Source organism: Asticcacaulis sp. (assembly GCF_051954415.1).
GTDB lineage: Bacteria > Pseudomonadota > Alphaproteobacteria > Caulobacterales > Caulobacteraceae > Asticcacaulis.
On record NZ_JBQCHT010000030.1, the window covers coordinates 13,102 to 39,348 of the forward strand.

Sequence of the window (26,247 nt, forward strand, 5' to 3'; positions counted from 1 at the left end):
CTAACAAACGCCTACCAGAAAGACACGTCATGCGCTCCGAACTCGGCGTCAGCCTCGCCTACGGGCTCCTCGCCTCCCTTGGCCAATCCATCGTCACCGGCGAGTTCGAAAAAACGGGTTTCCCGACGGAGGCGGAACTTTGCGCCAAATTCGGCGCCAGCCGCACGGTCATGCGTGAAGCCGTCAAGATGCTTTCGGCCAAGGGGCTGATCAGTTCGCGCCAGCGCCAGGGGACACGCGTCGAGCCGGTTGAAAACTGGAACCTGCTTGATCCGGACGTGCTGCGCTGGCTGATGGAACGCCCCTACTCCAACAAGATTTTCCTCGAATTTGCCCAGATGCGCCTGGCCATCGAACCGGCCGCCGCCGCACTGGCCGCCGAACTCCAGGACAAGCGCGCCATTGCCGGCATCCGCGAAGGTCTGCAAGCCATGATCGATCACGCCGGCCAGCCCGACCTGGCGCTTCAGGCCGATATCGATTTCCATGTCGCCATACTGAAAGCGTCGGGCAACCCGTTCTTCTGGCGCCTGAAACCACTGATCACCAATGCCCTGCACCTGTCGATCCAGTTGACCAACAAGATTTCCGGCCATATGGCCGATATCCATGCCCACGAGGCCATACTGATCGCCATCGAAAAAGGCGATGCGGCCGCCGCTCGCAAGGCTTCCGAAGACATCCTGCTGGAATCGCTGAACTTTATCGAAAAAGCCCAGGCGGATTAGCAAATGGTGGACAGCGCCGAGGTTCACGAACTGGTGGCTGTCCTGCCCGGCGCGATCGATGACTCCACCGCCGACCGTCTCGTTTTCTCCGTCAGGGAACGCGGCTTCGCCTGGACCTTCATGCAGCGCGACACCCCAAAACAAAAACGCTGGCCGAACCGCGACGTCCTGGCCGTAAGCTGCCCGCTCGATCACAAGGAACTGCTGATCGAAGCCGCGCCGCACATCTTCTTCGATGATACCCATTATCGCGGTTACCCGGCTGTTCTCGTTCGCCTGCCCGCAATCAGTGCTGACGAACTGGCCAACCTGCTCGCCAAGGCCCATGCCATGCAGTCGAGCAAGCCTGCGAAGCGAAAGCGACCACGGCAAGAAAGCCAATAATTGTCAAACAACATCCAATTTGCGAAATTCACCACACAATATAGCGCATATCGAATGAGTATTCAGAATAGCAACCCGTTACCACATCAGGACGAAATCATTAAAATCTACAAATTATTCACACTTTAAACATAGCCTTCTCCGATCAGGGAGCGGCAAACACAATAAGTCCACTTTAAAAACGGACACAGCCATCTCCAGGTAAACAGTAAAGCCGTACCAGTTCCGCGTTGACACCCGGAGAGGCCAATGTCCAATATTCGTGATCTGCTTGAGTATATCAAGGCGGTTGACCGCCTGCATGTCGCTGTCGGTCTGAATGGCCGCACCCAGTTAAACAAGGATTTCGAGCGTTTTCGCTCCATGCCGGGGACGGTGACCGTGTCGGAATATCTGTCCAAGCGCGTCAGGCCCTACCTGCCGGCCGGCGCGACCGTGGGCATTTACGATCCCGCGGGACGCCTGGTCGGCATGACCGCCCTGCTCGAAAATATTCGCATCCCGGACGCCGCTCCCATCGCACAAAGGCGATAAAGCGGCGACAGCAAAAAGGCGCCGGACTTCATATCCGGCGCCTTTCGCAATCACAGCAATCAGACTGTCGGGCTGATCCGCACCATCACCACGCCGTGCGGCGCGACCTCGGCGCTGTAGCTGCCTTTGATGCTCTTTTTCACCGCCTTGGACCAGAGATCCTTGACGCTGGCCTTGAGACCAGGCGCCCATTGCAGGGCATCCCAGTCCACCGAAATGGTCTTCGCGTCCGCGCCACGGTTGAATAGAACCACCGCGCGATCCCCGCCGGCCAGCGGACGCACCCAGACCTCAGTATCGCCATTTTGAGCGACACGGCGCGCCTGCTGGCCGAGCCTGTCCTGATCCACGGCGATAACATCCCGGTTGGTCAGGATATCGAGCGTCGCCTTATCCATATTCGACAGGTCGTTACCGGCGATCAAAGGGGCAGCCAGCATGGCCCACAGCGAGAAATGCGAGCGGTATTCGATATCTGTCATGCCGCCATTGCCGACTTCGAGCATATCGGGATCGTTCCAGTGGTTCGGGCCGGAATTGGCCCAGAGATCGGCATTATGATCGAGAATCCACAGGAAGGAATGGCTGTAGCCTTCGTCCTTGTCCCATGAATCGCGGATATCGCCGGTGGTCCGCCACAGATGACCGAGCGGCGCCGCCCATTCTTCCGGCTTGTTGTCGCCCCACTCGCAGATGGAAAAGACGATATCGCGCCCTGATGCCCGCAGCGCCTTGGCCATGACGGTATAGGAAGAATTGGCATCGCTTGAGCCGGTATAGCACCAGTCGACCTTGACATAATCAACACCCCACGACGCCCAGGTACGCGCATCCTGGAATTCATAACCCCGGCTGCCCGGACGACCGCCGCAGGTCTTGGCGCCGATATCGGAATAGAGGCCGAATTTCAGCCCTTTGGAATGGACGTAATCCGCCAGAGCCTTGATGCCCGAAGGGAACCGCTCCGGGTCAGCCTGGATGGTGCCATCGGCCGCGCGATCCTTCTGCCAGCAGTCATCGATAACCACATACTGGTAGCCGGCCTCCTTCATGCCGGAAGCCGCCATGGCGTCGGCCACACCGCGAATCTTGGCCTCGTCTATATTGCAGGCAAACTTGTTCCATGAATTCCATCCCATCGGCGGAGTCAGGGCAATGGCGGGCTTGGGCGCCTCCAGGCCAAGCGTTTCGTGGGCCATGGCAGCGCCGCCCCAAAACGGGCTCAACAGACAGGCGGCCGCCACTATCGGCTTAAGCCCCCGCAGGCATTGTTCGATATCCATTTTGTCTCTCCCTTACGGCGGTTATGTTCGCGCCTGGGAGGGAAATAAATATGACAATTCATCGAATGGCAAGCGCCGCACGTCACATAAATAAAACAATTTTTATTATTCAGCCGCGATCAACCGGGCCTAATTTCGGATGAGGCTATTATTTTTTAATGTCTTTTCCGTAGAGAAAGATCATCAAATTTTTATGACGGGTATGGAAATCTGCCTTACAAGACTTGCCGTAAACCTGACAGACCTCTAACCTGCGCGGATAGTTCGGCGCGTTGAGCCCATCATTAATTTCCAAATCCGCAATGGATTAAGCCCCTTTCCTCCTGAGGTTCTTTTGACTCACAAACGCGTTCGTAAAGCCGTGATCCCCGTCGCGGGTCTGGGTACCCGCGTGCTGCCCGGCACCAAGGTGGTGCCCAAGGAACTGTTGAATGTCGTCGATCGCCCCATTCTCTCCTACGTGGTGGCAGAGGCGCGCGCCGCCGGGATCGAACATTTTGTCTTCGTCACTGGCCGCTCTAAAGGCGCCATCGAGGACTATTTCGATCACCAGGTTGAGCTTGAAGCGCAACTGGCCGCCAAGAACAAGACGGCGATCCTGAATGAACTGCTAGCGGAATTGCCAAAGGCCGGCGAAATGAGCTTTGTCCGCCAGATGCAGCCGCATGGCCTCGGCCACGCCGTCTGGTGCGCCCGCGACATTATCGGCAACGAGCCCTTCGCCGTCATCCTGCCCGACATGGTGATGGACGCCGAGGTCTCGGCGCTTAAGCAGGCGATCAATGCCTATGACGAGGTCGGCGGTAATATCATCGTCGTCGAACCCGTGCCGCACGACCAGACGCATCAGTATGGCGTGGTGGCCATCGAGGCCAAGGGCGGCCGGCTCAATAAAATGACCGGCATGGTCGAAAAGCCCGCACCGGGCACGGCACCTTCCAACCTGATCGTTTCCGGCCGCTACATCCTCCAGCCTGAAATCTTTGACCTGCTGGCCTCGCAGGAAAAAGGCGCCGGCGGCGAAATCCAGCTCACCGACTCGATGTTCCGCCTGATGGAAACGCAAGGCTTCCACGCGCTGGAATATGATGGCGTCACCTATGACTGCGGCGACAAGATTGGCCTGCTGCGCGCCAATGTCGCCCTGGCCCTGAAACATCCGGAGTTGGGCGAAGCCGCCCGCACCGCCCTGGCGCCTTTCTTTCAATAAGCGTTCGCCTTAATCAAGGCACTTTGAATTTTTACTTATTCATGTGGCATAGGAGCGCTCTCCCCTGCCGACATATCCGAGGACACGCCTAGAATGACCCTGCTGCCCAAGGCCGATATCGCCGAGAATACCTACGAATACGAGACCCAGGCCAAGGTAAAGGCCACGGGCTTCCGCGAATATGACGCGCGCTGGGTCTTCGGCAAGGAAATCAACCTGCTCGGTATCCAGGCCCTGGGCCTTGGTCTCGGCACCTATATCCACGAGCGTGGCGTCACCCCGAAGCTGGTGACCGGCCATGATTTCCGTTCCTATTCGACCAATATCAAGAACGCCCTGATCCTCGGCCTGATGCAGGCCGGCATCGAGGTGATCGATATCGGTCTGTGCCTGTCGCCCATCGCCTATTTCGCCCAGTTCGACCAGGATGCGCCCTGTGTCGCCATGGTCACCGCCTCGCACAATGACAATGGCTGGACCGGCGTCAAGATGGGCTGCCAGGCGCCGCTGACCTTCGGGCCGGAAGAGATGGGCCGCCTCAAGGAAATCGTGCTCGGCGGTCTCGGCGTGGAGCGTCCCGGCGGCAGCCTGAAGCGCGTCGAAGGCGTGCAGCAACGCTACATGGACGACATCTCCTCCAAGCTGCAGCTTAAACGAAAATTGAAAGTCATCTGCGCCTGCGGCAACGGCACGGCCGGCGCCTTCGCCCCGCAAACCCTGCGCGCCATGGGGGCCGAGGTCATCGAACTCGACACCAACCTCGACTCGACCTTCCCCAAGTACAATCCGAACCCCGAAGACCACGAAATGCTGGTCGACATGGCCAAGGCCGTGAAAGAACACGGCGCCGACGTGGCCCTGGGCTTCGATGGCGATGGCGACCGTTGCGGCGTGGTCGATAACGAAGGCAACGAGATCTTCGCCGACAAGATCGGCCTGATGCTGGCCCGCGACCTGTCGGAAATCTACAAGAACGCCACCTTTGTCGTCGATGTGAAATCGACCGGCCTCTATGCCACCGACGAGGTGCTGAAAAAGAATGGCGCCACCACCGTCTACTGGAAGACCGGTCACTCCTATATCAAGCGCAAGACCGACGAACTGAAGGCCCTGGCGGGCTTCGAGAAGTCGGGCCACTTCTTCCTGGCCCCGCCGATCGGCCGCGGTTATGACGACGGCCTGAAGGCCGCCGAAGCCATCCTGGCCATGCTCAACCGCAATCCTGGCAAGAGCCTGTCGGAACTGAAGAACGCCCTGCCGGTGGCCTGGACCTCACTCACCATGAGCCCGCACTGCGCCGACGAGATCAAGTACCAGATCCTGGAAAAGATCGTGAAGGAATACGAGGACCTGCTGGCCGCCGGCGGTTCCATCCTGGGCCGCAAGTTGACCGAGGTCATCACGGTCAATGGCGCTCGTGTCCATCTGGAAGACGGCTCGTGGGTGCTGGTCCGCGCCTCGTCGAACAAGCCGGAACTGGTGGTCGTGGTCGAATCCCTGCGCTCGGAAGACGACATGCGCGACCTCTTCCGCAAGGAAGTGAAGCCGCGCCTGGCCAAGTACCCGGAAATCACGGATTATAATCAGGAAATCTAGCAGAAAGCGGGGTTAAAATCCCGCCTTTTCATTATTTACCCTTCAGTCTTCCGCTTATCATGCTCCCACTTTTGGGGTTCCCAGTATTCCTTCGACTTTTCAATTATCTCCTTTATCTCGTCCCTTTGACAGTAACTTTTCTCAAATTCGGCAAATCCATCGGCTTCAAAAAAACACCGTTCAGCCGCCTGACGCGGCGGTATCAGGTCAAGCGGTTCAGCGGATCGATCTTCCCTTGCGATCGCCACGCGCAGCCGTCTGATATAGTCGAGGAAATACCAGGCGATCTGCTTTTCTTCCGGCAACGCATTGAGGTCTTTTTCATCCGTCGGTACCCCTTCGCTTAACTTCTGTAGCGGCATGGCATCCAGTACAGTCGTCGCTTCCGCGAAATGTCCAAGCTCTCGCAGATTATTGGCTGCGCGAAATTGCAGGGTCAGCCAGCCCATGTCGTCCGGCTTTGCGGGCAGTTGGGCAACCACGGCGACAAATTCCGCTTGATAGCGCGCCCTTAATTCGGAACCATCCTTCGCTTCCCAGCTGGCCGCCAGCAGCATCCACGGATAGTCTTTCGATTGCGGTACAAGTGATTTTTCCAACCACGCCATTCGGTAACGCTGCGTGTCCTTGCCCGTCATGGCCGTATATTCCGGTGAGGCAATCAGATCTTTCAGTCTTGCCAGTTCATCAGCGGTGAATTTACGGTACATGATCAGGTGATTGTCGGGACACTCTGGCGCCGGAAATACCGGAGATGGTGAATACGGCTTTCCATCCGGACGCGCGCCCCAACTGGAGTTGGACATCATAGCCTGGTACATGAATGACTTGCCGCCAATGGCACACTTCATTTCCTGCGGGAAGGTGGTTGTGGCACCTGCCCCGAAAGCAAATGCAAGCCCAATCGTGATGACTGTGAGGCTGAGTGGAAAATGGATGCGCACAGTCATTGGCTCCCCCTGTCTAGCAATGCGTAATGCAATAATGACAAAAAACGGTCAGATGGCAACTCATCACCACTGCACCAGTCCCACTCACTATGCTAAGAGCACGATATGGCCGTCACCGATATCGCCACCCGCACCTATGATCACAACTGGCGGCTCGATCCGATCGCCCGCAGCCTGCTCGATCATCCACTGTTGGCAATCCAGGGGCGTCGATCCGTAATCGAAGCTGCTGATCTTTTCCGACGGTATGGATATCGACACCATCGAGGCCACCTATCGCCATTTCCATGGCCGGGTACGGATGAGCTTCGGCTGGGGCACCAATCTGACCAATGATTTCCGTGACTGCGCGCCGTTTGCTACCGACCGGCTGGATGCCATATCCCTGGTCTGCAAGATAACCGAGGCCGATGGCCGCCCGGCGGTCAAGCTGTCTGACAATCCCGAAAAGGCGACCGGCGATCCGGCCGAAATTGCCCGCTACCTGCGCATCTTCGGCAACGAAGGACGCCAAACCGCGGCAGTTACGGTCTGATCTTTCCTTATTGTTATTACGTGCTAATGTGAGCGCTAACACATAATAACAAGACGAGGAAATGCACATGAAGGCCCTGACCTGCCTGATCGCGTGCCTGCTATCGGCCTCTCCTGCCTTGGCCGCTGATCCGGTGCGGCCGCCAATCACCGGCATCTCCCATATCGCCCTCTATGCCGCCGATGCCGGCAAGAGCGACGCCTTTTACGCCCACGACCTCGGCGCCACCAAGGGCAGCGATCCGGAGAAGCCCGGCGGCACGCGCTATTACTTTTCGCCCGTCCAGTTTGTCGAAGTCCTGCCCCTGCCCGCAGGACCGGCGTCCAAAAACCGGCTCGACCATGTGGCCTTCGCCACCCCGGATGCGGAAGCTCTGCGCACATATCTGGCCAGCCGCAAGATAGCCGTGCCCGCCAAGGTCAACAAAGGCAGCGACGGCAGCCTGTGGTTCGCCGTAAGTGATCCGGAAGGCAACCGCGTCGAGTTCGTCCAGACGCCGACTGCCCTGGCCGATGTGCCGGTCAATCCCTTGTCGAGCCATATTATCCATGTCGGTTTTATCGTTCATAACCGGTCGCGCGAGGACGCTTTTTACCGCGATATCCTTGGCTTTCGTCCCTACTGGTTCGGCGGCACCCAGGCCGATCAGCCGTCCTGGGTCAGCCAGCAGACGCCCGACGGCACCGACTGGCTGGAATACATGCTGGTCGATGGTCCGGAAACCACCGGCATCCCCGCCGATATGAGCCAGCAGACCGCTGGCGTGCTCAATCACTTTTCGCTGGGCGTCCCCAATACGCGCGACACCTATACGGTTTTGTGGAATGGCGACCGCCTCAAGGACCAGGACGGCACACCCAAGATCGGTCTCGACGCCAAGTGGCAGCTTAACCTGATCGATCCGGATGGCACCCGCGCCGAGATCATGGAATTCCACGCCATTGGCAAGCCCTGCTGCTCGCCCTTTACCGCTTCCGATCCAGAAAAATAAGGAGGTCCGGCCATGACCGGTTTTCGCATTGATCGCCGCAGTCTGCTCGCTGTCGCCGGCGGTCTGCCGCTGATGGCCTCCGCTGCCAGTGCGGCGACGCCAAAAGCTGAAGGTCAGCCGCTCGCCGGCAAGTTCAACCTGCCTGATCCACCGAAAGACCGGATGCGCTGGGCCGTGATCGGCCTCGGCAGTTTCGCCGTCGGCCAGATGATGCCGGGCTTCGTCGCTTCCAGCCATGCCCGGATGACCGCGTTCGTTTCCGGCAGTCCGGACAAGGCGCGTGATCTCGGTGCGCGGTATGGCGTCAGCAGGTTCTATGATTACGCCAATTTCGACCGGATCGCCGACGACAAGGAGATAGATGCCGTCTATATCGCCCTGCCGGTGGCGCTGCACGCCGAATATACCATCCGCGCCCTCAAGGCCGGCAAGCATGTGCTGTGTGAAAAGCCCATGGCCTCCACGGTTGCCGAATGCGAGGCGATGATCGCCGCCGCCCGTGCCGCCAATCGCCAGCTAGGCATCGCCTACCGCGTCCATTTCGAGCCGAACAATATGGATGCCATCAAACGCCTGCGCGCCGGCGAAATCGGCGACCTGCGCTATTTTTCCGGCGAAGCGGGGTTTGTCGTCAATCCGGACTATCCGCCGCACAAATGGCGGCTGCAAAAGGTCCTGGCCGCTGGCGGCTCAATGTACGATATCGGCATCTATGCCCTGAATGCGGCGCTTTGGGCGGTCGATGAGGCGCCGGTCTCCGTCAGCGCCGTCTATTCGACGCCCGCCAATGATCCGCGCTTCACCGAGGTCGAAGGCGGCGTCGAGTGGCGCCTGCGCTTCCCTTCGGGCATCAGCGCGCAAGGCGCCTCGTCCTATTGCTGGACCTACGCCACGCGCCAGCGCTTCTTTGGCGCCCAGGGCAGCATCAGCATGGACCCGGCTTCCGATTACACCCAGATCAACACGACGATGCAGCACGCCGACCTGACGCCGGTGACGCTTCGCGCCGGCAACCCGGTGGTGCAGTTCAGCGCCCAGATCGATGCCTTCTGCGCGGCTGCCGCCGCCAACCAGCCGCACCTGACGCCCGGCGAAATGGGCCTGCGCGATATCCGTATCATTCAGGCTATTTACCAAAGCGCCGATGCCGATGGTCAGATTGTCAGGCTATAGACGGCACATCTGATACAGCACGATCCCCGAAGTGGTCGCCACGTTCAGGCTGTCGAAACCACCGTGCATGTCGATCCGCACCGTGGTGCAGGCGGCCATGATGTCATCGGAAAGCCCCGGTCCCTCTGCCCCGAACAGCAGGGCCGTTCGTGCGGCGGGCTGAACCTGCTCCAGCGTCACACTACCTGACGGACTGAGCGCGTAGGGTGTCAGGTCCAGACGCCGCAAGGTGCCCATCAGGTCATCGACGCGGTAGTGCGGCACTTCCAGCGCGCCGCCGACGCTGACACGGATCGCCTTGCGGTAAAGCGGATCGCAGCAGGTGGCGTCCAGGATCACGGCATCGATACCAAAGGCCGCCGCATTGCGCATCAGCCCGCCCATATTGTCGGTATTGGCGATGCCCGACAACACCAGCACGCGCACCCTATCACCGGTGACCGCCTCTTCGAGCGACAAAGGCGGCGCATAGCGGCCGAGCGCCAGATAACCGCGATGGATCGGAAAACCGGCCACCGCGTCCATCACCGCCTGCGTCACCACATAGACCGGCGCCTCTGGCAGATACGCCAGCCCCGTCAGCCGTTCTGGCGTGGTCAGGACGCTGACTGTTTCCGCCAGCCTGGAGGAAAACAGGCGTTCCAGCACCACCTTGCCTTCGGCCATGAACAGTCCGTCGCGGCCGGTCAGGTCGCGGTCCCTGACGTTACGATACAGGTTGAGGCGTGAATCCTGCGGATCGTTGATCTCTATACTCATCTGGGCTTTCGAGCGCGGCGCGGGTCTTGGGCAGGCATTGCGGATAGGTGTCCTGAATGAAGCGGATCATCTGCTCGCGGACGAAACAGCGCAGATCCCAGGCGGTGGGCGAATTGGCGGCACTGACCAGGATGCGTATCTTGATGACATCCTTGTCGCAGTCGGTCACCTGCACGACCTGAACCTGCTTATCCCATAGCCTGGTCGTCTCCAGCAAGGCCACCAGTTTCTCACGCAAAGGGTCAATCGGCAGGGTATAATCGGCGTAGAGTTCCACCGTGCCGATGATGCTGGCCGAGGTCCGGGTCCAGTTCTGGAAGGGCTTCTCGATGAAATAGCTGATCGGCAAAACCAGCCGGCGCAGATCCCACAGCCGGATTATGACATAGGTCAGGGTGATTTCCTCCACCCAGCCCCATTCGTTTTCCACCACCACGGCGTCTTCCAGGCGGATCGGCTGGGTGAAGGCGATCTGGATGCCGGCCAGCAGATTGCCGAGCGTTTTTTGTGCCGCGAAACCGATGGCCAGACCCGCCACGCCGGCCGAGGCCAGCAGGCTGACACCCAGGCCGCGCAGGGTATCGAACATCAGGAAGACCGCCGCCAGGGCCAGCAGGAAGACGATGAAATTGGCGATGCTCTTGACCACCACGATCTGGGTGCGGATACGGCGGGCGCGCAGATTGTCAGCCACCGTTATGTCATAGCGCCGGGATACCGCCACCGTGACGATATCGATGATGCGCATGGCCAGCCAGTACAGGAGGACTACGCTGGCCACCTTGACAGTACCGGACACAAATGGCGTCAGCATGATTTCCGGCGCCACCGCCCGGACGGCGATGAAGACCGCCAGCACAGGCGTGACGATATAGAGCGGCGTGGCCAGGCGCGCCAGATTGATGTGACGGGATAGCTGCGGGTTACGCTTGGCCAGCCATTTTGCCAGACTCATCAGCAGGCGGCCGGCAACCGCACCAGCAATAGCCGCGGCCACGGCGATCAGGATCAGGCGTAAGCCATCGGGCAGGTAAATCGGCAAATCGAACATGGAGGCTCCTTTTATGTGCATTGTCCTCCGCCCGTCCCCCTTTAAGTCAACAAGCCGGGGGCCGCCGGGTCAACCCCGCCACCTTCACGATTGCCCTCACCCCTGCGTGAACACGGCTTGCCTTTGGCTGGAATCCGGCATATTGTGATCACAATTCGTCAGAATACCCCGGCAGCCGCGTAGAGTACTGGCTGTGGACCTCGTCGCGCTTTTGTCATTTCCATTCGCGCTCTGGCTGGTGTCTGATCCCGACTGAACAATAAGCCATAAAGACGATTCAACATGTCACACGACAGCTATATGAAGTCCAAGAACAAGCGCAAGATCGTGTTTGCCAAACGCGGCGCCAAAGATCTTGAGGAGGCCACCGCCTGGCTGGCCAGCCAGAATATCGAGGAAATCGAGTGCATGGTGCCCGATCTCGCCGGCGTGGCGCGCGGCAAAATCATGCCGTCGAAAAAATTCCTCAATACGCCTTACATGAACCTGCCGCTGGCGGTTTTCTATCAAACCATTACCGGTGATTATCCCGATCTCGAAGGCGTGGTCGGCACGGTGCAGTCGGATACCGATATCTTCCTGCGTCCGGATTTCCGCACCCTGGCCGCCGTGCCCTGGGCGCATGACCCGACCGCCCAGGTCATCCATGATGCCTTCCACCCCGATGGCCGCCCGGTCGAGGAAAGCCCGCGCCAGGTGCTGCGCCGCGTCCTCGGTTTTTATGAAGCCAAGGGCTGGAAACCCGTCATCGCCCCTGAACTGGAATTCTATCTCGTCGAGAAGAACACCGATCCCGACTATCCGCTCAAGCCGCCCATCGGTCGTTCGGGTCGTCCGGAAACCGGCCGCCAGGGCTATTCGATCTCGGCGGTCAATGAATTCGACGCGCTGTTCGAGGACATGTACGAATATTCGGAAAGCCAGGGCCTGGAAATCGACACCCTGATCCACGAATCCGGCGTGGCGCAGATGGAAATCAACCTGCTGCACGGTGATCCGCTTGAACTGGCGGACCAGGTGCTGATGTTCAAGCGCACCATCAAGGAAACCTCGCTGGAGCACGATATCTACGCTACCTTCATGGCCAAGCCGATGGCCAATGAGCCGGGCTCCGCCATGCACATCCACCAGTCGATCGTCGATGCCGAAACCGGCCAGAACCTGTTCTCCAATCCGGAAACCGGTGAGCCGACCCCGGCCTTCTTCCACTTCATCGCCGGCCAGCAGAAATACATGCCCGCCATCACCTCGCTGCTGGCGCCCTATGTCAATTCCTACCGCCGCCTGGCCAAGGGCTCCGGCGCGCCAGTCAATACGCAGTGGGGTTATGACAACCGCACGGCCGGCCTGCGCGTGCCGCCATCCAATCCGGGCAACCGCCGGCTGGAAAACCGCATCCCGTCCTCGGACGCCAACCCGTACCTGGCGATCGCCGCGGTGCTGGCCTCCGGCTATCTCGGCATGATCGAAAAGCTGACCCCCGCCGATCCGGTGGACAAGGATGCCTCCACCCTGCCGCAGGGCGACCTGCCGTATTCGCTGGTCCAGGCCATCATCAAGCTGGAACGCGCCCAGCCGATCATCGACATCATGGGACCGCAGTTCGTCACCGCCTATTCGCGCGTCAAGCTGCACGAATATGAGACCTTCATGCAAACGATCAGTCCGTGGGAACGCGAATTCCTGCTGCTCAATGTATGACTTATACCTCCCCAACTTGTTGGGGAGGGGGACCGCGCGCCCTTGGCGCGTGGTGGTGGGGTTTCTTATTTTCCTGTTCTTAAAATGAAAAACACCGGTCACCCTTCCGACTCCTGGTACGTTGTTACGGCGAACCATTCAGCCTATCCGATGCTGGAAGGCGCGCATCATACCGATGTCTGCATTATTGGCGGCGGCTATACAGGCCTGGGCGCCGCCATCGAGCTGTCGCGGCAAGACATTCATGTCACCCTGCTCGACTCAGCCCAAATCGGTTCCGGCGCCTCCGGGCGCAATGGCGGCCAGATCCATACCGGCCAGCGCATCGATCCTGAGAAAATGGCAGATATCCTCGGCGACGACGCCGCGCGCCAGCTTTGGGACATGTCGGAAGACGCCAAGACCAGCCTTTATGGCCTCATCCGCGATCATAATATCGATTGCGAACTGAAACACGGGCTTGTCCATGCCTGGCATAAGCCGGGCTATGAAACCGACGATCGCACCTATGTCGATTTTGTTATCCGGTATGGCTATGACAAGGTCCGGCTGCTCGACAAGGCGGAGGTGGCGGCTGAACTCGGCACCGATGTCTATCATGGCGGCTCGTTCGATGCCGGCGGCGGTCACCTGCATCCGCTAAAACTGGCGCAGGGCATGGCGCGCACGGCGGCTTCGCAAGGCGCACAGATTTTCGAGAACAGCCACGTCCTCAGCTATCGCCGGATCGCCAAGGGCATACATCTCCATCTCGAAAACGGCGCCACCGTCACTTGTCAGCGTCTGCTGATCTGCGGCAATGGTTATATGGAAGGGCTGTCGGAAGAGATCGACAGCCATGTCATGCCGATCAACAACTTTATCCTAACCACCGAACCGCTCGATGATCCGGCGATCCTGCCGCATGACTACGCCGCCTCGGATTCGCGCTTCGTCGTCAATTACTGGCGCAAGACGCCGGATAATCGTCTGCTCTTTGGTGGCGGCGAGAACTATGTGCCGTGGTTCCCCAAAGATATCCGGGCCTTTGTCCGCCGCAACATGCTCAAGGTCTATCCGCAACTGGCCGATGTCAAAATCTCGCACGGCTGGGGCGGCACGCTGGCCATCACCATGAGCCGCGCGCCTTTCGTCCGCAGCCTGGCTCCCGGCGTCTGGACCTCCGCCGGCTACAGCGGCCAGGGCGTGGTGCTGGCCCCCTATTTCGGCAAGCTGCTGGCCAGCGCCGTCACCGGTGATGCCCGTGATGTCGAGTTGCTGGGCCGCCTGCCGACCCCGGCTTTCTTCGGCGGGCGCGCCCTGCGCTGGCCAGCCCTGGTGGCGGGCTTAAGCTATTATGCCTTGCGTGACCGGCTGTGATATATGACCAATTAAAGCCCTGTGTCGCGCTTTGCGTCACGAAGGTTTCATATGCGATCAAACAACTGAAACAATCAGCAACAATCCACGGCAATTTACCCATCATTAACCACCGTAAAGCCATCCAGAATGTTCCAAAGGCGTGACAAAATGGGGCATTCATGCAGACGGACACAGTCCGGACGGTCAGCGTTCGTGATATTATTGAACACACCGCCAAGGCTAAATCCGTCACTTCGGATAATTTGCGGGATATCAGGGGTGTCACCAGCCTGCTGCGCATCCTGGCGCTCAATGCCCTGATCGAGGCCAAACGCGCCGGGGATATGGGCGCCGGTTTCGCCGTGGTCGCCGATGAAGTGCGCCAGATCTCCACCCAGGTCGAAACCATCTCCAACATCATGGCCGAAGACCTCGGCCGCGAGATCGCTTCGCTGGAACAACTGACCGAGGACATGGCGCGGCAGAACCAGGGCGCGCGCCTCGTCGACCTGGCGCACAATGCCATCGAACTGATCGACCGCAACCTCTATGAGCGCACCTGCGATGTCCGCTGGTGGGCCACCGATGCCGCCCTGGTCGAGGCTGCCGCCGCGGATGATGCCGTGCTTCATGACCATGCGTCTACGCGCCTGGGCGTCATTCTGGATGCCTACACCGTCTATCTTGACCTGTGGCTGTGCGATCTTGACGGGTACATCATCACCAATGGCCGTCCCGATCGCTATGCTGTCAAAGGCGCCAATGTCGCCTCATCCGACTGGTTCCGCCAGGCCCGGCAACTGAAGAGCGGCAATGACTTCGCCGTCGCCGACATCACGACTGAGCCCCTGCTGAAAGGCGCGCAGGTCGCCACCTATGCCACGGGCGTGCGCGAAGGCGGCCGGGCGGAAGGCCGCCTGCTGGGAATCTTGGGCGTGCATTTCGACTGGCAGCCCCAGGCGAAGGCCATCACCGAAGGCGTACGACTATCCGACGAAGAACGCCGGCGCACACGGGCCCTGCTTGTCGATGCCAAGGGCCTGGTCATCGCCGCTTCCGATGGCCGCGGCATACTGACCGAGCGCGTGCCACTCAAGACGGAGGGCCAGGCTAACGGCCACTACGCGTCAGGACGGAGTGAAATCACCGCCTTCCACTGCACCCCCGGTTATGAAACCTATGATGGCCTGGGGTGGTATGGTGTCATTCAGCAGAAAATCGACCTAGGTTAACTGGTGCAATTCCAGATTGCCAGCTCTGAAAAACGTGTAAATATATAATATACAATAATTTTTTGAGAAAATAGTTTCAAAACTGACCTTGCGTCACAATTGTGCGACACTAAGGCGGCGACAATACCAATTTGCAATCCGGATGGGGAAACTGATCTTCTTTTTAAGAACTGATTAACCCTCCGGGCGGACGACTACCTTTTTTATTGCAGCGCAAAAGGTAGCTCCCCATGTCTCTCCCCAGCATGACTGCCCCTTGTATCCGTAGCGTAACCGATAGCGTACCCCCTGCCGAAGTCACCCTTTCCGACATTATCGCCCAAACCACCCGTGCCAAGACGGTTACCGCCGGCAAGGTGCGCAATATCCGTCAGGTCACTTCAAAACTGCGCATTCTCGCCCTCAATGCCCTGATCGAGGCCAAACACGCCGGCGATAAGGGCGCCGGGTTTTCCGTGGTGGCCGACGAGGTGCGCAGCATTTCCGGCGAGGTTGAAAGCCTGGCCAAGGATCTCGGCAACGAGATCGTAACGCTGGAAAGCCTGACCCAGAGCATGGCGCAGCAATCGATCGGCGCCCGCATGACCGACCTGGCACTGAACGCCATCGAGATCATCGACCGCAATCTGTACGAACGCACCTGCGATGTGCGCTGGTGGGCCACCGATGCCGCCCTGGTCAACCAGGCGGCCGAACCTTCTCCGCAAAGGGCTGCTTACGCCAGCGAACGCCTGGGCATCATTCTCGATTCCTATACTGTCTATATAGACTTGTGGCTTTGTGATTTATCCGGAAATGTTATCGCTAACGGTCGGCCGGGCAAGCATCCGGTGATCGGCCAGAACATATCGGACCGCCTGTGGTTCAGCCGTGCCGCCGCTCTGAAAAGCGGCAGCGATTTCGCCGTGGCCGATATCACCACCGAGCCGCTTCTGGGTCATGCGCAGATTGCCACCTATGCCACGGGCGTGCGGCGCAATGGTGATGCCGATGGCGAGTTGATCGGCATTCTGGGCATTCATTTCGACTGGGCGCCTCAGGCCGCGGCGATCACCCAGGGCGTTCGACTGGCGCCTGATGAAAGGGCGCGCACCCGCGTGCTGCTGACCGATGCGCAAGGGCTGATCATAGCTTCATCGGACGGCAAGGGCATATTGTCGGAACATGTCCGACTGCGCACAGAAGGGCGCACGTCCGGCAATTATACCGACGCCTCAGGCACCCTGATCGCCTTTCACCGCACGCCCGGATATGAAACCTATGCCGGCCTCGGCTGGTATGGCATCATCATCCAGAAAGCCGTTTAGAGCGCATGCAGGATCGGCTCGGCCTCGTTCAGCGACTTTTCGATTGTATCGACAAGCTGGTCGATCTCGGCTTCGGTGATGATAAGCGGCGGACACATGACGATACTGTCGCGGATGCCCCGCACCATCAGGCCATTCTTGATGCACAGGTCACGCACGATCGGGCCGGCCGTGCCTTCCGCGCCCTTGAAGCGTTTGTTCGTGCCCTTTTCAGCGACGATTTCAACCGCGCCGATCAGGCCCAGCGAACGCGCCTCACCGACCAGCGGATGGGCGTCCAGGCGTTTCAACGCCTTGGCCAGATAAGGCCCGGTGACGTTACGCGTGCGCTCGATCAGGTTCTCGTTTTCCATGATCTCGATATTGGCCAGGGCTACAGCGGCGCAGGTCGGGTGACCGGAATAGGTATAGCCGTGGACGAAGTCGCCGCCTTTTTCCAGCAGCACATCGACGATCTTTTTGGACACGCCGACCGCCGATATAGGCAAATAGCCGGAGGACAAACCCTTGGCCATGGCGACCAGATCGGGCTTGATGCCCCATTGCTGGTGACCGAACCAATGGCCCAGACGGCCAAAGCCGCAGATCACTTCGTCGGCGATCAGCAGAATGCCATATTTGCGGCAGATGGCTTCGACCTTCGGCCAGTAGCTGTCCGGCGGGATGATCACGCCGCCGGCGCCCTGCACCGGTTCGCCGATAAAGGCCGCGACATTTTCCGGGCCCACGGCCAGGATGCGGTCCTCGATGGTCTGCGCCACGCGCTCGCCGAAAGCCGCCGAGTCTTCGCCGAAACCTTCGCCAAAGGGATAGGGCTGGTCGACATGCTCGATGCCGGGGATCGGCAGGCCGCCCTGAGCGTGCATGAAGGTCATGCCGCCGAGCGAGGCGCCGGCGACCGTCGAGCCATGATAGGCGTTCTTGCGCGAAATGAAGACCGTGCGTTTGGGCTCGCCCTTCAGTTCCCAATAGTAGCGCACCAGGCGGAAGATGGTGTCATTGGCTTCCGAGCCAGAGGAATTGAAGAAGACATGTGTCAGGTCGGGATTTGAGGTTTGCAGCTTTTCGGCGATTTTTGCGGCCAGCCTGACCGGCGGCGGTGTCGCCGTCTTGAAGAAGGTGTTGTAGTAGGGCAGTTCCAGCATCTGCTCGTAGGCGACGCGGGCCAGTTCCTCGCGGCCATAACCGACATTGACGCACCACAGGCCGGCCATGCCATCGAGCAGCGACTTGCCCTCAGCGTCGGTGATCACGCACCCTTCGGCACGCGTGATGATACGCGAGCCGCCCAGTTCGTGCTGGAGCTTGTAATCGGACTGCGCCGGCAAATGGTGCGCCATGTCGAGCTTCTTCAGCTCGGCCATGTCGTAATTACGCAGGGTGGGTTTGGCAGGCGCGTTCATGTCTGGGTGTCCTCGAAGGTCGCTCTGCATTGGCGGCGACAGCGGATGTGATTGTCGCCAATTTCAACGAAATCGCCGCAAAAGTCAAATATTGTGATCACAATTTTGCGTTAACCATCATCCGTATCAGCGCAAAGGCATCCCGCGCAGGGCCTGCCCCATCAGGCGAAAATAAGCCTGGCTATCAGGGTATTTGTCCGCCTGCCATTCCGGATGCCACTGTACGCCCAGAACCTGCGAACCACTGATATTGGCACTGAAGGCTTCGATCAGGCCGTCAGGGGCCGTGGCCTCGACCGACAGTCCGTCTCCCAGCCGATCCACGCCCTGGTAATGCACGGAACTGACCCGCAAGTGATCACGGCCATAGACACCATCAAGCACGCCGCCGGCCGCCAGACTCACCTCGTGGTAATTCTCGAATTGCGCATGGAATTCAGTACCATCCGGCGCATGGTGACTGATGCCGTTGGCGCCATTGGCGGCGCCGAAACCAACATCCCGGCGCAGTGAGCCACCCAGAACCACATTGATTTCCTGGAAGCCGCGACAGATACCGAAGACCGGCTTACCCAGGTTGATCATGCACTCGATCATGCCGAGCGAGACCGCATCCCGCCCTTCGTCAAATGGCCCCTCGCCGCCTTCGCTGCCGTAAAGGCTGGACTGTACATTGGAGGGCGAACCGGTCAGCATCAGGCCATCGAGCCGCGCGGTCAAAGCCGCAGATGAGAAGTTGTCGATCAAGGGCGGGATCAGCAGGGCATGGCAGTCGCCATAGGTGATGGCGGACCGGACATAGCGCTCCATCACGGCATGGGCATTTTCCACGCCGACCGTTCGGTTGCAGGCCATGATACCGACAACGGGCTTCATTCTCTCCCCCTGTTGCAGGGGGAGCTTGGAAAACGCGCAAAGCGTTTTTCCAGAGGGGGTAAAGACCGCAAGCGCCTTGCCTCCTGCATTAACTCAGCAGCACCGCCGGCGAGCAGGCATGGAAGCTTATCCAGACCTGTTCTCCCAGTTCGAAATCTTCCTGGTCCCAGCGCGTCAGGTTGGGGCGCACTACCTTGATCAGGCGGCCGCCGGCAATCTCGATTTCATAATTGGTTTCCGAGCCGAGATAGACCATGTGCTTCACCACGCCGGCAGCGACGTTATAGCCTTCCGGCGCGTCATCCACCTTCGGCGCCTTGTCGGTGCGCTTGTGCAGTTCGATTTTTTCCGGCCGAACCGCCGCCCACACCGTGCCCTTTTCCGGTCCGGTGACGCCGTGGTCGAGATAGACCGGCCCCATTTCTTGAGTGTTGATGATGGCGTGGTCCTTGGCATCGACATCGAGCGTGCCCTCGAACATGTTCACGCTGCCGATGAAATCAGCCACGAAACGCGAATTGGGAAATTCATAGAGATCGGACGGCGTCGCCACCTGTTGCAGCAGGCCGCGGTTCATGACGGCGCAGCGCGAGGCCATGGCCAGGGCTTCGTCCTGATCGTGCGTCACCATGATGAAGGTGATGCCGACCTTCTGCTGGAGGCTGGTCAGTTCGCTGCGCATCTGGTCACGCAGCTTGGCATCCAGCGCCGACAGCGGTTCATCAAGCAGCAGCACGCGCGGTTTCTTGACCAGCGCCCGCGCCAGAGCGACCCGTTGCCGCTGGCCGCCGGAAAGCTGATCCGGCTTGCGGACGCCATAGCCCGCCAGTTGCACCAGTTTCAGCGCCTCCTCCGCACGTTCCCGGCGCTCGGAAGCGCCGACGCCATCCATTTTCAGCCCATAGGCGACATTGTCCAGCACCGTCATGTGCGGGAAGACGGCATAGGACTGAAAGACCATATTGACCGGACGCTGATTGGGCGGAACGGTCGAGACATCCTTGCCATCGATCAGGATACGGCCCTCGGTCGGCATTTCAAAACCGGCCAGCATCCGCAGCAGGGTCGTCTTGCCGCAGCCGGAAGGGCCGAGCAGCGAGAAGAACTCGCCTTCGTTGATGGTCAGGGAAACATTATCCACCGCCGTCGTCTTGCCGAAGCGCTTGGTGATGTTTTCAAAGCTGATGATCGGATTGCCGGACATGTGTAACCCTATTTGTCGTCGGCGCCGTGGCCGGCGGTGAGGGCACTGGAGCCCTGGAATTTGAGCGCGAGGAAGGTGAGCAGGACGGTGACCACGATCAGGATGGTCGAGGCGGCATTGACCTCCGGCGTCACCGAGAAACGCACCATGGAATAAACCTTGACCGGGAAGGTGACCGTATCCGGCCCGGCCGTGAAGAAGGTGATGACGAAATCATCGAGTGAGAGCGTAAAGGCCAGCAGGCCGCCGGCGATCAGCGAGGGCTGGATATGCGGAATGACCACGTCCATGAGCGCGCGAAATTCCGAGGCGCCCAGGTCCTTGGCGGCCTCCTCCAGTTCGCGGTTGAACGAACCCAGCCGCGCCCGCACCACCACGGCGACAAACGGGAACGAGAAGGAGACGTGGGCGATGATGATATTGCCGAGATCCAGCGGCCACGGCAGGTCATGCGGCCAGGGCAGCACCTTGGCGAAGAAGACCAGCATCCCCACGCCCATGCAGATTTCCGGTACGACGATCGGAATAGCCAGGCCGGCATTGAAGGCCGTCTTACCGACGAAACGGAACCGCCACAGAACGATGGCCGCCATGGCGCCAATAATCACCGAAATGACCGTCGAGCACAGGGCGATGGTCATGGAGTTGCCGAAAGCGGTGATCAGGCTGTCATTATGCAGGGCCTTGTCGTAATATTTCAGGGTGAAGCCCTGCCAGACGATATTGCGCTTCGAGTCGTTGAAGCTGAAAATCATCAGTGTAATCAGCGGGATGTAAAGAAACAACCCAACGAGAACCAGCCACAGTTGCAGCGGCCAGCGGCGCAGATATTCCAGCGGCCCTGGTGGTGTCTTGGGAGGCGCCTTTTTCATTTTCACGGGTGCGGTCGTCGCGGTCATCAGGCGGCCCTCCCCTTGTCCTTGCGTTCGATGATGCCCTGAAGGGCGATGCCGATAAAGGTCAGATAGACCAGGATGAAGCTCAGCGCCGCGCCGAACGGCCAGTTATTGGCGCGCTTGAACTGGCTCTCGATCACATTGGCGATCATCTGCGAATCCGGTCCGCCCAGCAGATCGGGCGTCAGATAGGAGCCAAGCGCGGGGATGAAGGTGATCAGGATGCCCGACATGATGCCTGCCCCCGCCAGCGGCACCACGACATTGAACAGGGTGCCGATATGCCCTGCGCCGAGATCGAGCGAGGCTTCCAGCAGCGAACGATCCATGCGGTCGAGCGTCGAATAGAGCGGCAGGATCATGAACGGCAGGTTGACGAACACCAAGCCGAAGACGACGGCGAAATTGTTGTGCAGCAGGGGCAAGGCCGTGAAATCCCCTAATGATCCGCCCATCACCTTGTTGGCTATATCGAACAGCCAGTGATAGGTCATATTGACATAGCCCTCGGTTCGCAGGACGGCGATCAGGGCATAGGTGCGGATCAGCAGATTGGTCCAGAAGGGAAGCATGACGGCAAGCAGCAGCCAGGACTTGGCCTTTTCCGGCGCGAAGGTAATGGCCAGGGCCACCGGAAAGCCGACGACCAGACACAGGAAGGTGGTCAGGGCCGCGATCCAGGCCGATTTCCAGAAGATGCCGGGATAGGGATCATCGAGGGCATGGGCATAGTTGGCCCAGGTGCCGGTAAAGGCGATATCAATCAGGCCACGGTTTTCGCCGAAGCTGTAGAGCCAGACGATGCCCAGGGGCAGGAAGAAAAAGAAGACAAGCCAGAACAGCGGCGCGCTGATCATGGTCACGAAAATGCTTTTCGCCTGGCGCCAACTTTGCTCCATGATATCCCCTTTGGTACTAAACAAAAAACGCGCCCTGAGTGCTCAGGGCGCGTTCTACACTTTAGCTCGCGCGCATCCGCGTGACGGCTTCCTCGAACTGCGAGGCCAGTTCCTGGTTGAACTTGGCGTATTCGCACTTGGCCAGAATATCCGCTGGCGGGAAGATGACCGGGTTGTTCTTGTAGCTGTCCGGCATCAGCGCCTTGGCGGCGGCGTTCGGCGTCGGGTACATGATGGTCTTGTAGATTTCGGCGCCAGCCTGGGCGTCCATCATGTAGTTGAGGAACTTATGGGCGTTGTCCGGACGCGGTGAATCCTTCGGGATGCACCAGGTATCCGAATTGAGCTGGCTGCCTTCCTTCGGAATTACGAAGTCCATGTCGTGGTCCTTGTCCTCGGCCATGACCTGGGCGATGTCGCCATTGTATTCGATGACGATATCGACTTCCTTGGAGACCAGCATGTCCTGGCCGTCGTCGTTGTGGAAGGCGTGGACATTCGGCTTCTGCTTGGTCAGCATCTTCTCGACCTGGGCAATGGTCTCCGGCGTGATGTCGTTGACACTGTGGCCGAGATACTTGGCGCCGAGGCGCATCAGGTCACCGGCTTCGGACAGAAGCGCGATCTTGCCCTTGTACAGGTCGGAATCGAAGACCCACTTCCACGAGTCGGGAATCTTGTTGCCGCCGCCCATGTCCTTCATCTTGGACTTGCGATAGCCGATGCCGAGCACCAGCCAGGTATAGGGCACCGACCACTTGCGGCCCGGATCGTAGTCCGGATTCATGAAGGCCGGATCGATATTCTTGATGTTCGGCAGCTTAGAGTGATCGAGCGGCAGCAGCAGGCCGGAATCCGCCAGACGAGTCACGAAATCATTCGACGGCACGATGACGTCATAGCCGGAATTGCCGGTCTTCATCTTGGCGAACAGTTCGTCATTGGTGGCGAACAGGGTCATGTTGACATCGATCCCCGACGCCGTCTTGAAATCCGCCAGGGTGGTTTCGCCGATATAGGTGTCCCAGTTATAGAAGTTCAGCGTGGGCGGCTCCGCGCCGGTCGCTGCGCCCTTGCCGGCCGGTTTAGAACAGCCGGCCGCGCCGAAACTGATCCCCACGGCGGCAGCACCCAGCGCGGTCAAAAGCGAGCGTCTTGAGGTTTTCGAACTCATAAGCCTGTCTCCTGTGAAGATGTCTTCTAATAAAAGCCCCGGAAGCTTGAGAGGAATACGGGATTGCCGAGCTGTCAATCCCAAAATGTGATCACAAGTCGCCAATTTGTTAATAATTGGCGTTGCGTCGCACAAACGTCGCAATCCTTCGCCGGCAATCTATGCGTTGCGCAGATACCAGTCGTAGTCCAGCTCGGTTATCTCCTCAAAGAAACGCGCCTGTTCGGTGCGCTTGACCTTGACGTACATGTCGATGAAGCGGTCGCCGAGATAATCGCGCAAAACCTTGGACTTATCGAGATAATCCACCGCCGCGAACCAGTTGGTCGGCAGGGTGGCGCCGCTTTCCGCCGCCACGGCATAGCCATTGCCGACCACCGCCGGGCCGGGGTTGGTCTTGTGGCTGATACCGTGGTGCGCGCAGGCAAGGATTGCCGCCAGCACAAGGTACGGATTGGCGTCGGCGCCGGCCACGCGGTGTTCGACATGGCGTGTATGGGCCGGCCCGGCGGTGACGCGCAAAGACACCGTGCGGTTATTGACGCCCCAGGTCAGGCCGACCGGCGCGTAGGAATTGGCCTTGAAGCGCTTATAGCTGTTGGCACCGGGCGCCAATATGCCCATGACATCCGCCAGGTGATCCTTCATGCCGCCGATCATATTGTGCAGCAGCTTTGAGCCTTGCGGATCTTCCGAGGCGCAGAGATTGTTGCCGTCCTTGTCGGCCACGCTGATATGAACGTGGAAACCCGAACCGGCGCGATCCGCCCACGGCTTGGCCATGAAGGTGGCCTCGATGCCGAGGCTGAGCGCCACGCCCTTGGCCAGGCGCTTGTACATCACCGCGTCATCGGCGGCGCGCAGGGCATCCGGCTTGTGCTTGAGGGTCAGTTCGACCTGGCCCGGTGCGAATTCGGAAATCGCCCCTTCCAGCGGGATATTCTGTGCATCGGCGGTTTCCCAGAGCTGGCGGAAAAAGGCGCCGTGGGCTTCGATCTCCGGCAAGCCATAGACCTGGATACCCTTCGGGTTTTCACCGGTATTGAAGCCGGTGGCGGGCATCAATTGGCCGTCATGACCGCGCTCGATATCGACGAGATAATATTCCAGCTCACAGGCCACCACTGGCGTCAGGCCATCGGCCTTGTAGCGATCGAGCACGCCCTGCAGCACATGGCGCGGATCGAGATCATTGGGCGTGCCGTCCAGTTCGTAAAGCGACAGCATGACCTGGCCGACATCATCACCCAGCCACGGCGCCGGCACCAGGGTGCCCGGCACCGGACGCGCCACGCGGTCGGCGTCGCCGTCTTCCCAGACCAGTCCCGTGTCTTCACAGTCGGCGCCCAGGGTATCAACCACCAGGATGGAGCCTGGCAGAAAGCGGCCATATTCATAGATCGGCAGCAGTTCGTGACGGCGCAGGCGCTTGCCACGCGGCACGCCGGTCATCGAGGTGAACAGGATCTCGAAGTAATTGATATGCGGATGGGCATCGAGGAAGGCTTTCGCCTCCTCCACAGTCCCGACCCGCTCGGAAAGCGGCAGGCTGCGGTCTGATTTTCCCCTGGCCGGTGCGCTCGATTTGCCGAAAGTGCTCATGCGTTCAGTTCCTGTGAAAAGCTGGCTACCGCCGATACCAGCCGGTCGATGGCGTCGAATCCGGTCTGCGGAGAGATAAGCATCATATTGTGGAAGGGCGCAATCAGCACGCCTTTGTTGATCAGATAAAGATGGAAGACTTCGAGCAGGTCATGATCGAGGTGCCAGCGCATGGCCTCGGCGTTTTTGGGCGGTTGCGGCGCAAAGATCAGCTCCGCCCGCGCGCCGACATGGACCACCGACCACGGCAGGTCATGGCGTTTGATGACATCGCGCAGGCCGGCGACCAGATAGGCAGCGCCCCGAAGCATATGCTTGTAACCTTCCTCCGTCATGACTTCGGTCAGCATGGTCTTGATCGCCGCCATGACCAAGGCGTTGCCGGACAGCGTGGTGCCGATGCCGGACTGGCCGGAGCCTATCTCGGCCTGCGCCGTATCCATGCGAGCGGCGATCTCGGCGGTGACGCCCCAGACCGCCGCCGGAATGCCGCCGGCGATCGCCTTGCCAACCACGAACATGTCCGGTTTCAGATCATGGGCGCCGGTATAGCCCGAAAGCCCGGAGGACAGGGTGTGGGTCTCGTCCAGAATCAACAGGGTTCCATGCTGCGTACAGAGGTCGCGCAAACGTTCGTTGAAGCCGTCGATCGGCTGGATCATGCCGCAATTGGTCATCACCGGCTCGGCCAGAACGGCGGCGATATCGCCAACCGCCAGCGCCTGGGCCAGGGCCGGCAAGTCATTGAAGGGAATGACCTTCGTGGTGCGCGTCTGATCCTGCACCTGACCGATCAGGCCCTTTTTATTAACGGCCACGCCGTCGTACAGCGCCACGAAGCAATCATCGACCATGCCGTGATAGCAGCCATCAAAGATCAGTATTTTGTCGCGTTTGGTAATGGCGCGCGCCCAGCGGATCACCGCGCGGTTGGCATCCGATGCCGTGGTCGCTACCTGCCACTGATCCATGCCGAAGCGCTGACGCAAGAGATCGCCGACCTCATTAGCCAGTGGGGTCGGCAGCATGAAGCCCACGCCCTCGCTGGCCTGTTTCGCTATGGCCGCTGCCAGTTCCGGGCGGGCATGGCCGAACATCGAGGGCGTATCACCGAGGCAGAAGTCGTCGTAAGCATGGCCGTCAACGACAGTGAGTTTGGCGCCCTTTGCCGACTCTACATAAAGCGGAAATGGCGTCGCCCAGTCGCGCATCCAATGCATAGGCACGCCACCGCGCCAGGCGGTCGCGTTCATTGCCCATGTCCGAGATACATCGTGATTGGCAGTGAAAATTTCGCGCTGTTGGGTAAGGAAGGATTGCAGATCGGTCAAAGAGGCCCCCTCCACCACTTCGTGGTCCCCCTCCCCCGCTTCGCAAGGGAGGAGAATGGACGTATATCTTCCTCCTCCCTTGCGAAG

At 59.6% G+C, this 26,247-nt stretch carries 25 protein-coding genes; 12 read left to right on the forward strand and 13 right to left on the reverse strand.

From position 1 onward, the window contains the following. The first annotated feature begins 29 nt into the window (after positions 1-29). From ACTHND_RS10545 to ACTHND_RS10555, 3 genes are all read left to right on the forward strand, one after another. Positions 30-728, forward strand: a complete 699-nt coding sequence (locus ACTHND_RS10545) for a FadR/GntR family transcriptional regulator (RefSeq protein WP_440177901.1) — start codon at positions 30-32, stop codon at positions 726-728. A 3-nt stretch (positions 729-731) separates the two neighbouring features. Beyond that, complete coding sequence (locus ACTHND_RS10550; protein WP_440177902.1) at positions 732-1,112, forward strand: MmcQ/YjbR family DNA-binding protein; 381 nt, start codon at positions 732-734, stop codon at positions 1,110-1,112. 249 nt (positions 1,113-1,361) lie between these two features. Beyond that, positions 1,362-1,646 (forward strand): hypothetical protein, encoded by a 285-nt coding sequence (locus tag ACTHND_RS10555; protein WP_440177903.1) that lies wholly within the window; start codon positions 1,362-1,364, stop codon positions 1,644-1,646. A 59-nt stretch (positions 1,647-1,705) separates the two neighbouring features. Here ACTHND_RS10555 and ACTHND_RS10560 read toward each other — a convergent pair whose 3' ends face one another. Beyond that, positions 1,706-2,929: a glycoside hydrolase family 27 protein gene (locus ACTHND_RS10560; protein WP_440177904.1), complete on the reverse strand. Its 1,224-nt coding sequence runs from the start codon at positions 2,927-2,929 to the stop codon at positions 1,706-1,708. Positions 2,930-3,263: 334 nt separating this feature from the next. Here ACTHND_RS10560 and ACTHND_RS10565 point away from each other — a divergent pair, with 334 nt between their 5' ends. Next, positions 3,264-4,139 (forward strand): UTP--glucose-1-phosphate uridylyltransferase, encoded by an 876-nt coding sequence (locus ACTHND_RS10565; protein ID WP_440177905.1) that lies wholly within the window; start codon positions 3,264-3,266, stop codon positions 4,137-4,139. Between the two features lie 93 nt (positions 4,140-4,232). Then, positions 4,233-5,735: a phosphomannomutase/phosphoglucomutase gene (locus tag ACTHND_RS10570; RefSeq protein ID WP_440177906.1), complete on the forward strand. Its 1,503-nt coding sequence runs from the start codon at positions 4,233-4,235 to the stop codon at positions 5,733-5,735. Between the two features lie 35 nt (positions 5,736-5,770). Here the strand turns inward: ACTHND_RS10570 and ACTHND_RS10575 are convergent, their stop codons facing one another. Together ACTHND_RS10575 and ACTHND_RS10580 are read right to left on the reverse strand one after the other, a co-directional pair. Next, positions 5,771-6,685: a hypothetical protein gene (locus ACTHND_RS10575; protein ID WP_440177907.1), complete on the reverse strand. Its 915-nt coding sequence runs from the start codon at positions 6,683-6,685 to the stop codon at positions 5,771-5,773. 87 nt (positions 6,686-6,772) lie between these two features. After that, positions 6,773-6,949, reverse strand: coding sequence for a hypothetical protein (locus ACTHND_RS10580; RefSeq protein WP_440177908.1), 177 nt, complete (start codon positions 6,947-6,949; stop codon positions 6,773-6,775). On the opposite strand from ACTHND_RS10580, the gene ACTHND_RS10585 reads away from it, so the two are divergent. The 3 genes from ACTHND_RS10585 to ACTHND_RS10595 all read left to right on the forward strand — a co-directional run bounded on the left by ACTHND_RS10585 (position 6,933) and on the right by ACTHND_RS10595 (position 9,384). Continuing rightward, entirely contained in the window at positions 6,933-7,220 is a 288-nt protein-coding gene (locus tag ACTHND_RS10585; RefSeq protein WP_440177909.1) for a hypothetical protein, read from the forward strand. The genes ACTHND_RS10580 and ACTHND_RS10585 overlap by 17 nt on opposite strands. Before the next feature lie 67 nt (positions 7,221-7,287). Continuing rightward, positions 7,288-8,211, forward strand: coding sequence for a VOC family protein (locus ACTHND_RS10590; RefSeq protein ID WP_440177910.1), 924 nt, complete (start codon positions 7,288-7,290; stop codon positions 8,209-8,211). Positions 8,212-8,223: 12 nt separating this feature from the next. After that, the gene (locus ACTHND_RS10595) at positions 8,224-9,384 is read left to right on the forward strand and encodes a Gfo/Idh/MocA family protein (protein ID WP_440177911.1); all 1,161 of its coding nucleotides are present in this window, start codon (positions 8,224-8,226) and stop codon (positions 9,382-9,384) included. Here ACTHND_RS10595 and ACTHND_RS10600 read toward each other — a convergent pair. After that, complete coding sequence (locus ACTHND_RS10600) at positions 9,379-10,143, reverse strand: TrmH family RNA methyltransferase (protein WP_440177912.1); 765 nt, start codon at positions 10,141-10,143, stop codon at positions 9,379-9,381. The two genes, ACTHND_RS10595 and ACTHND_RS10600, sit on opposite strands and share 6 nt — an antisense overlap. After that, complete coding sequence (locus ACTHND_RS10605; RefSeq protein ID WP_440177913.1) at positions 10,091-11,194, reverse strand: mechanosensitive ion channel family protein; 1,104 nt, start codon at positions 11,192-11,194, stop codon at positions 10,091-10,093. Before ACTHND_RS10605 ends, ACTHND_RS10600 begins: the two co-directional genes overlap by 53 nt. A gap of 300 nt (positions 11,195-11,494) precedes the next feature. On the opposite strand from ACTHND_RS10605, the gene ACTHND_RS10610 reads away from it, so the two are divergent. From ACTHND_RS10610 to ACTHND_RS10625, 4 genes are all read left to right on the forward strand, one after another. Next, complete coding sequence (locus ACTHND_RS10610) at positions 11,495-12,895, forward strand: glutamine synthetase family protein (protein ID WP_440177925.1); 1,401 nt, start codon at positions 11,495-11,497, stop codon at positions 12,893-12,895. An 84-nt stretch (positions 12,896-12,979) separates the two neighbouring features. Beyond that, positions 12,980-14,254 carry an NAD(P)/FAD-dependent oxidoreductase gene (locus tag ACTHND_RS10615; RefSeq protein ID WP_440177914.1) on the forward strand — a complete coding sequence of 425 codons (1,275 nt, stop codon included), beginning with the start codon at positions 12,980-12,982 and terminating at the stop codon, positions 14,252-14,254. 161 nt (positions 14,255-14,415) lie between these two features. After that, positions 14,416-15,468 (forward strand): methyl-accepting chemotaxis protein, encoded by a 1,053-nt coding sequence (locus ACTHND_RS10620; RefSeq protein WP_440177915.1) that lies wholly within the window; start codon positions 14,416-14,418, stop codon positions 15,466-15,468. A 230-nt stretch (positions 15,469-15,698) separates the two neighbouring features. Further along, positions 15,699-16,775, forward strand: a complete 1,077-nt coding sequence (locus ACTHND_RS10625; RefSeq protein ID WP_440177916.1) for a methyl-accepting chemotaxis protein — start codon at positions 15,699-15,701, stop codon at positions 16,773-16,775. On the opposite strand, the gene ACTHND_RS10630 is transcribed toward ACTHND_RS10625, so the two are convergent. From ACTHND_RS10630 to ACTHND_RS10665, 8 genes are all read right to left on the reverse strand, one after another. Then, the gene (locus ACTHND_RS10630; protein ID WP_440177917.1) at positions 16,772-18,178 is read right to left on the reverse strand and encodes an aspartate aminotransferase family protein; all 1,407 of its coding nucleotides are present in this window, start codon (positions 18,176-18,178) and stop codon (positions 16,772-16,774) included. The two genes, ACTHND_RS10625 and ACTHND_RS10630, sit on opposite strands and share 4 nt — an antisense overlap. Positions 18,179-18,304: 126 nt before the next feature. Continuing rightward, positions 18,305-19,054, reverse strand: a complete 750-nt coding sequence (locus ACTHND_RS10635) for a gamma-glutamyl-gamma-aminobutyrate hydrolase family protein (protein WP_440177918.1) — start codon at positions 19,052-19,054, stop codon at positions 18,305-18,307. A gap of 88 nt (positions 19,055-19,142) precedes the next feature. Next, entirely contained in the window at positions 19,143-20,258 is a 1,116-nt protein-coding gene (locus ACTHND_RS10640; RefSeq protein WP_440177919.1) for an ABC transporter ATP-binding protein, read from the reverse strand. Positions 20,259-20,266: 8 nt separating this feature from the next. Beyond that, on the reverse strand, positions 20,267-21,130 hold the full coding sequence (locus ACTHND_RS10645; protein ID WP_440177926.1) for an ABC transporter permease: 864 nt from the start codon (positions 21,128-21,130) through the stop codon (positions 20,267-20,269). Positions 21,131-21,156: 26 nt separating this feature from the next. Beyond that, on the reverse strand, positions 21,157-22,053 hold the full coding sequence (locus tag ACTHND_RS10650; protein WP_440177920.1) for an ABC transporter permease: 897 nt from the start codon (positions 22,051-22,053) through the stop codon (positions 21,157-21,159). A gap of 61 nt (positions 22,054-22,114) precedes the next feature. After that, the gene (locus tag ACTHND_RS10655) at positions 22,115-23,227 is read right to left on the reverse strand and encodes an ABC transporter substrate-binding protein (RefSeq protein ID WP_440177921.1); all 1,113 of its coding nucleotides are present in this window, start codon (positions 23,225-23,227) and stop codon (positions 22,115-22,117) included. Between the two features lie 159 nt (positions 23,228-23,386). Further along, positions 23,387-24,829 carry a glutamine synthetase family protein gene (locus ACTHND_RS10660; protein WP_440177922.1) on the reverse strand — a complete coding sequence of 481 codons (1,443 nt, stop codon included), beginning with the start codon at positions 24,827-24,829 and terminating at the stop codon, positions 23,387-23,389. Next, positions 24,826-26,160 carry an aspartate aminotransferase family protein gene (locus ACTHND_RS10665; RefSeq protein ID WP_440177923.1) on the reverse strand — a complete coding sequence of 445 codons (1,335 nt, stop codon included), beginning with the start codon at positions 26,158-26,160 and terminating at the stop codon, positions 24,826-24,828. Before ACTHND_RS10665 ends, ACTHND_RS10660 begins: the two co-directional genes overlap by 4 nt. Positions 26,161-26,247 lie beyond the last annotated feature (87 nt).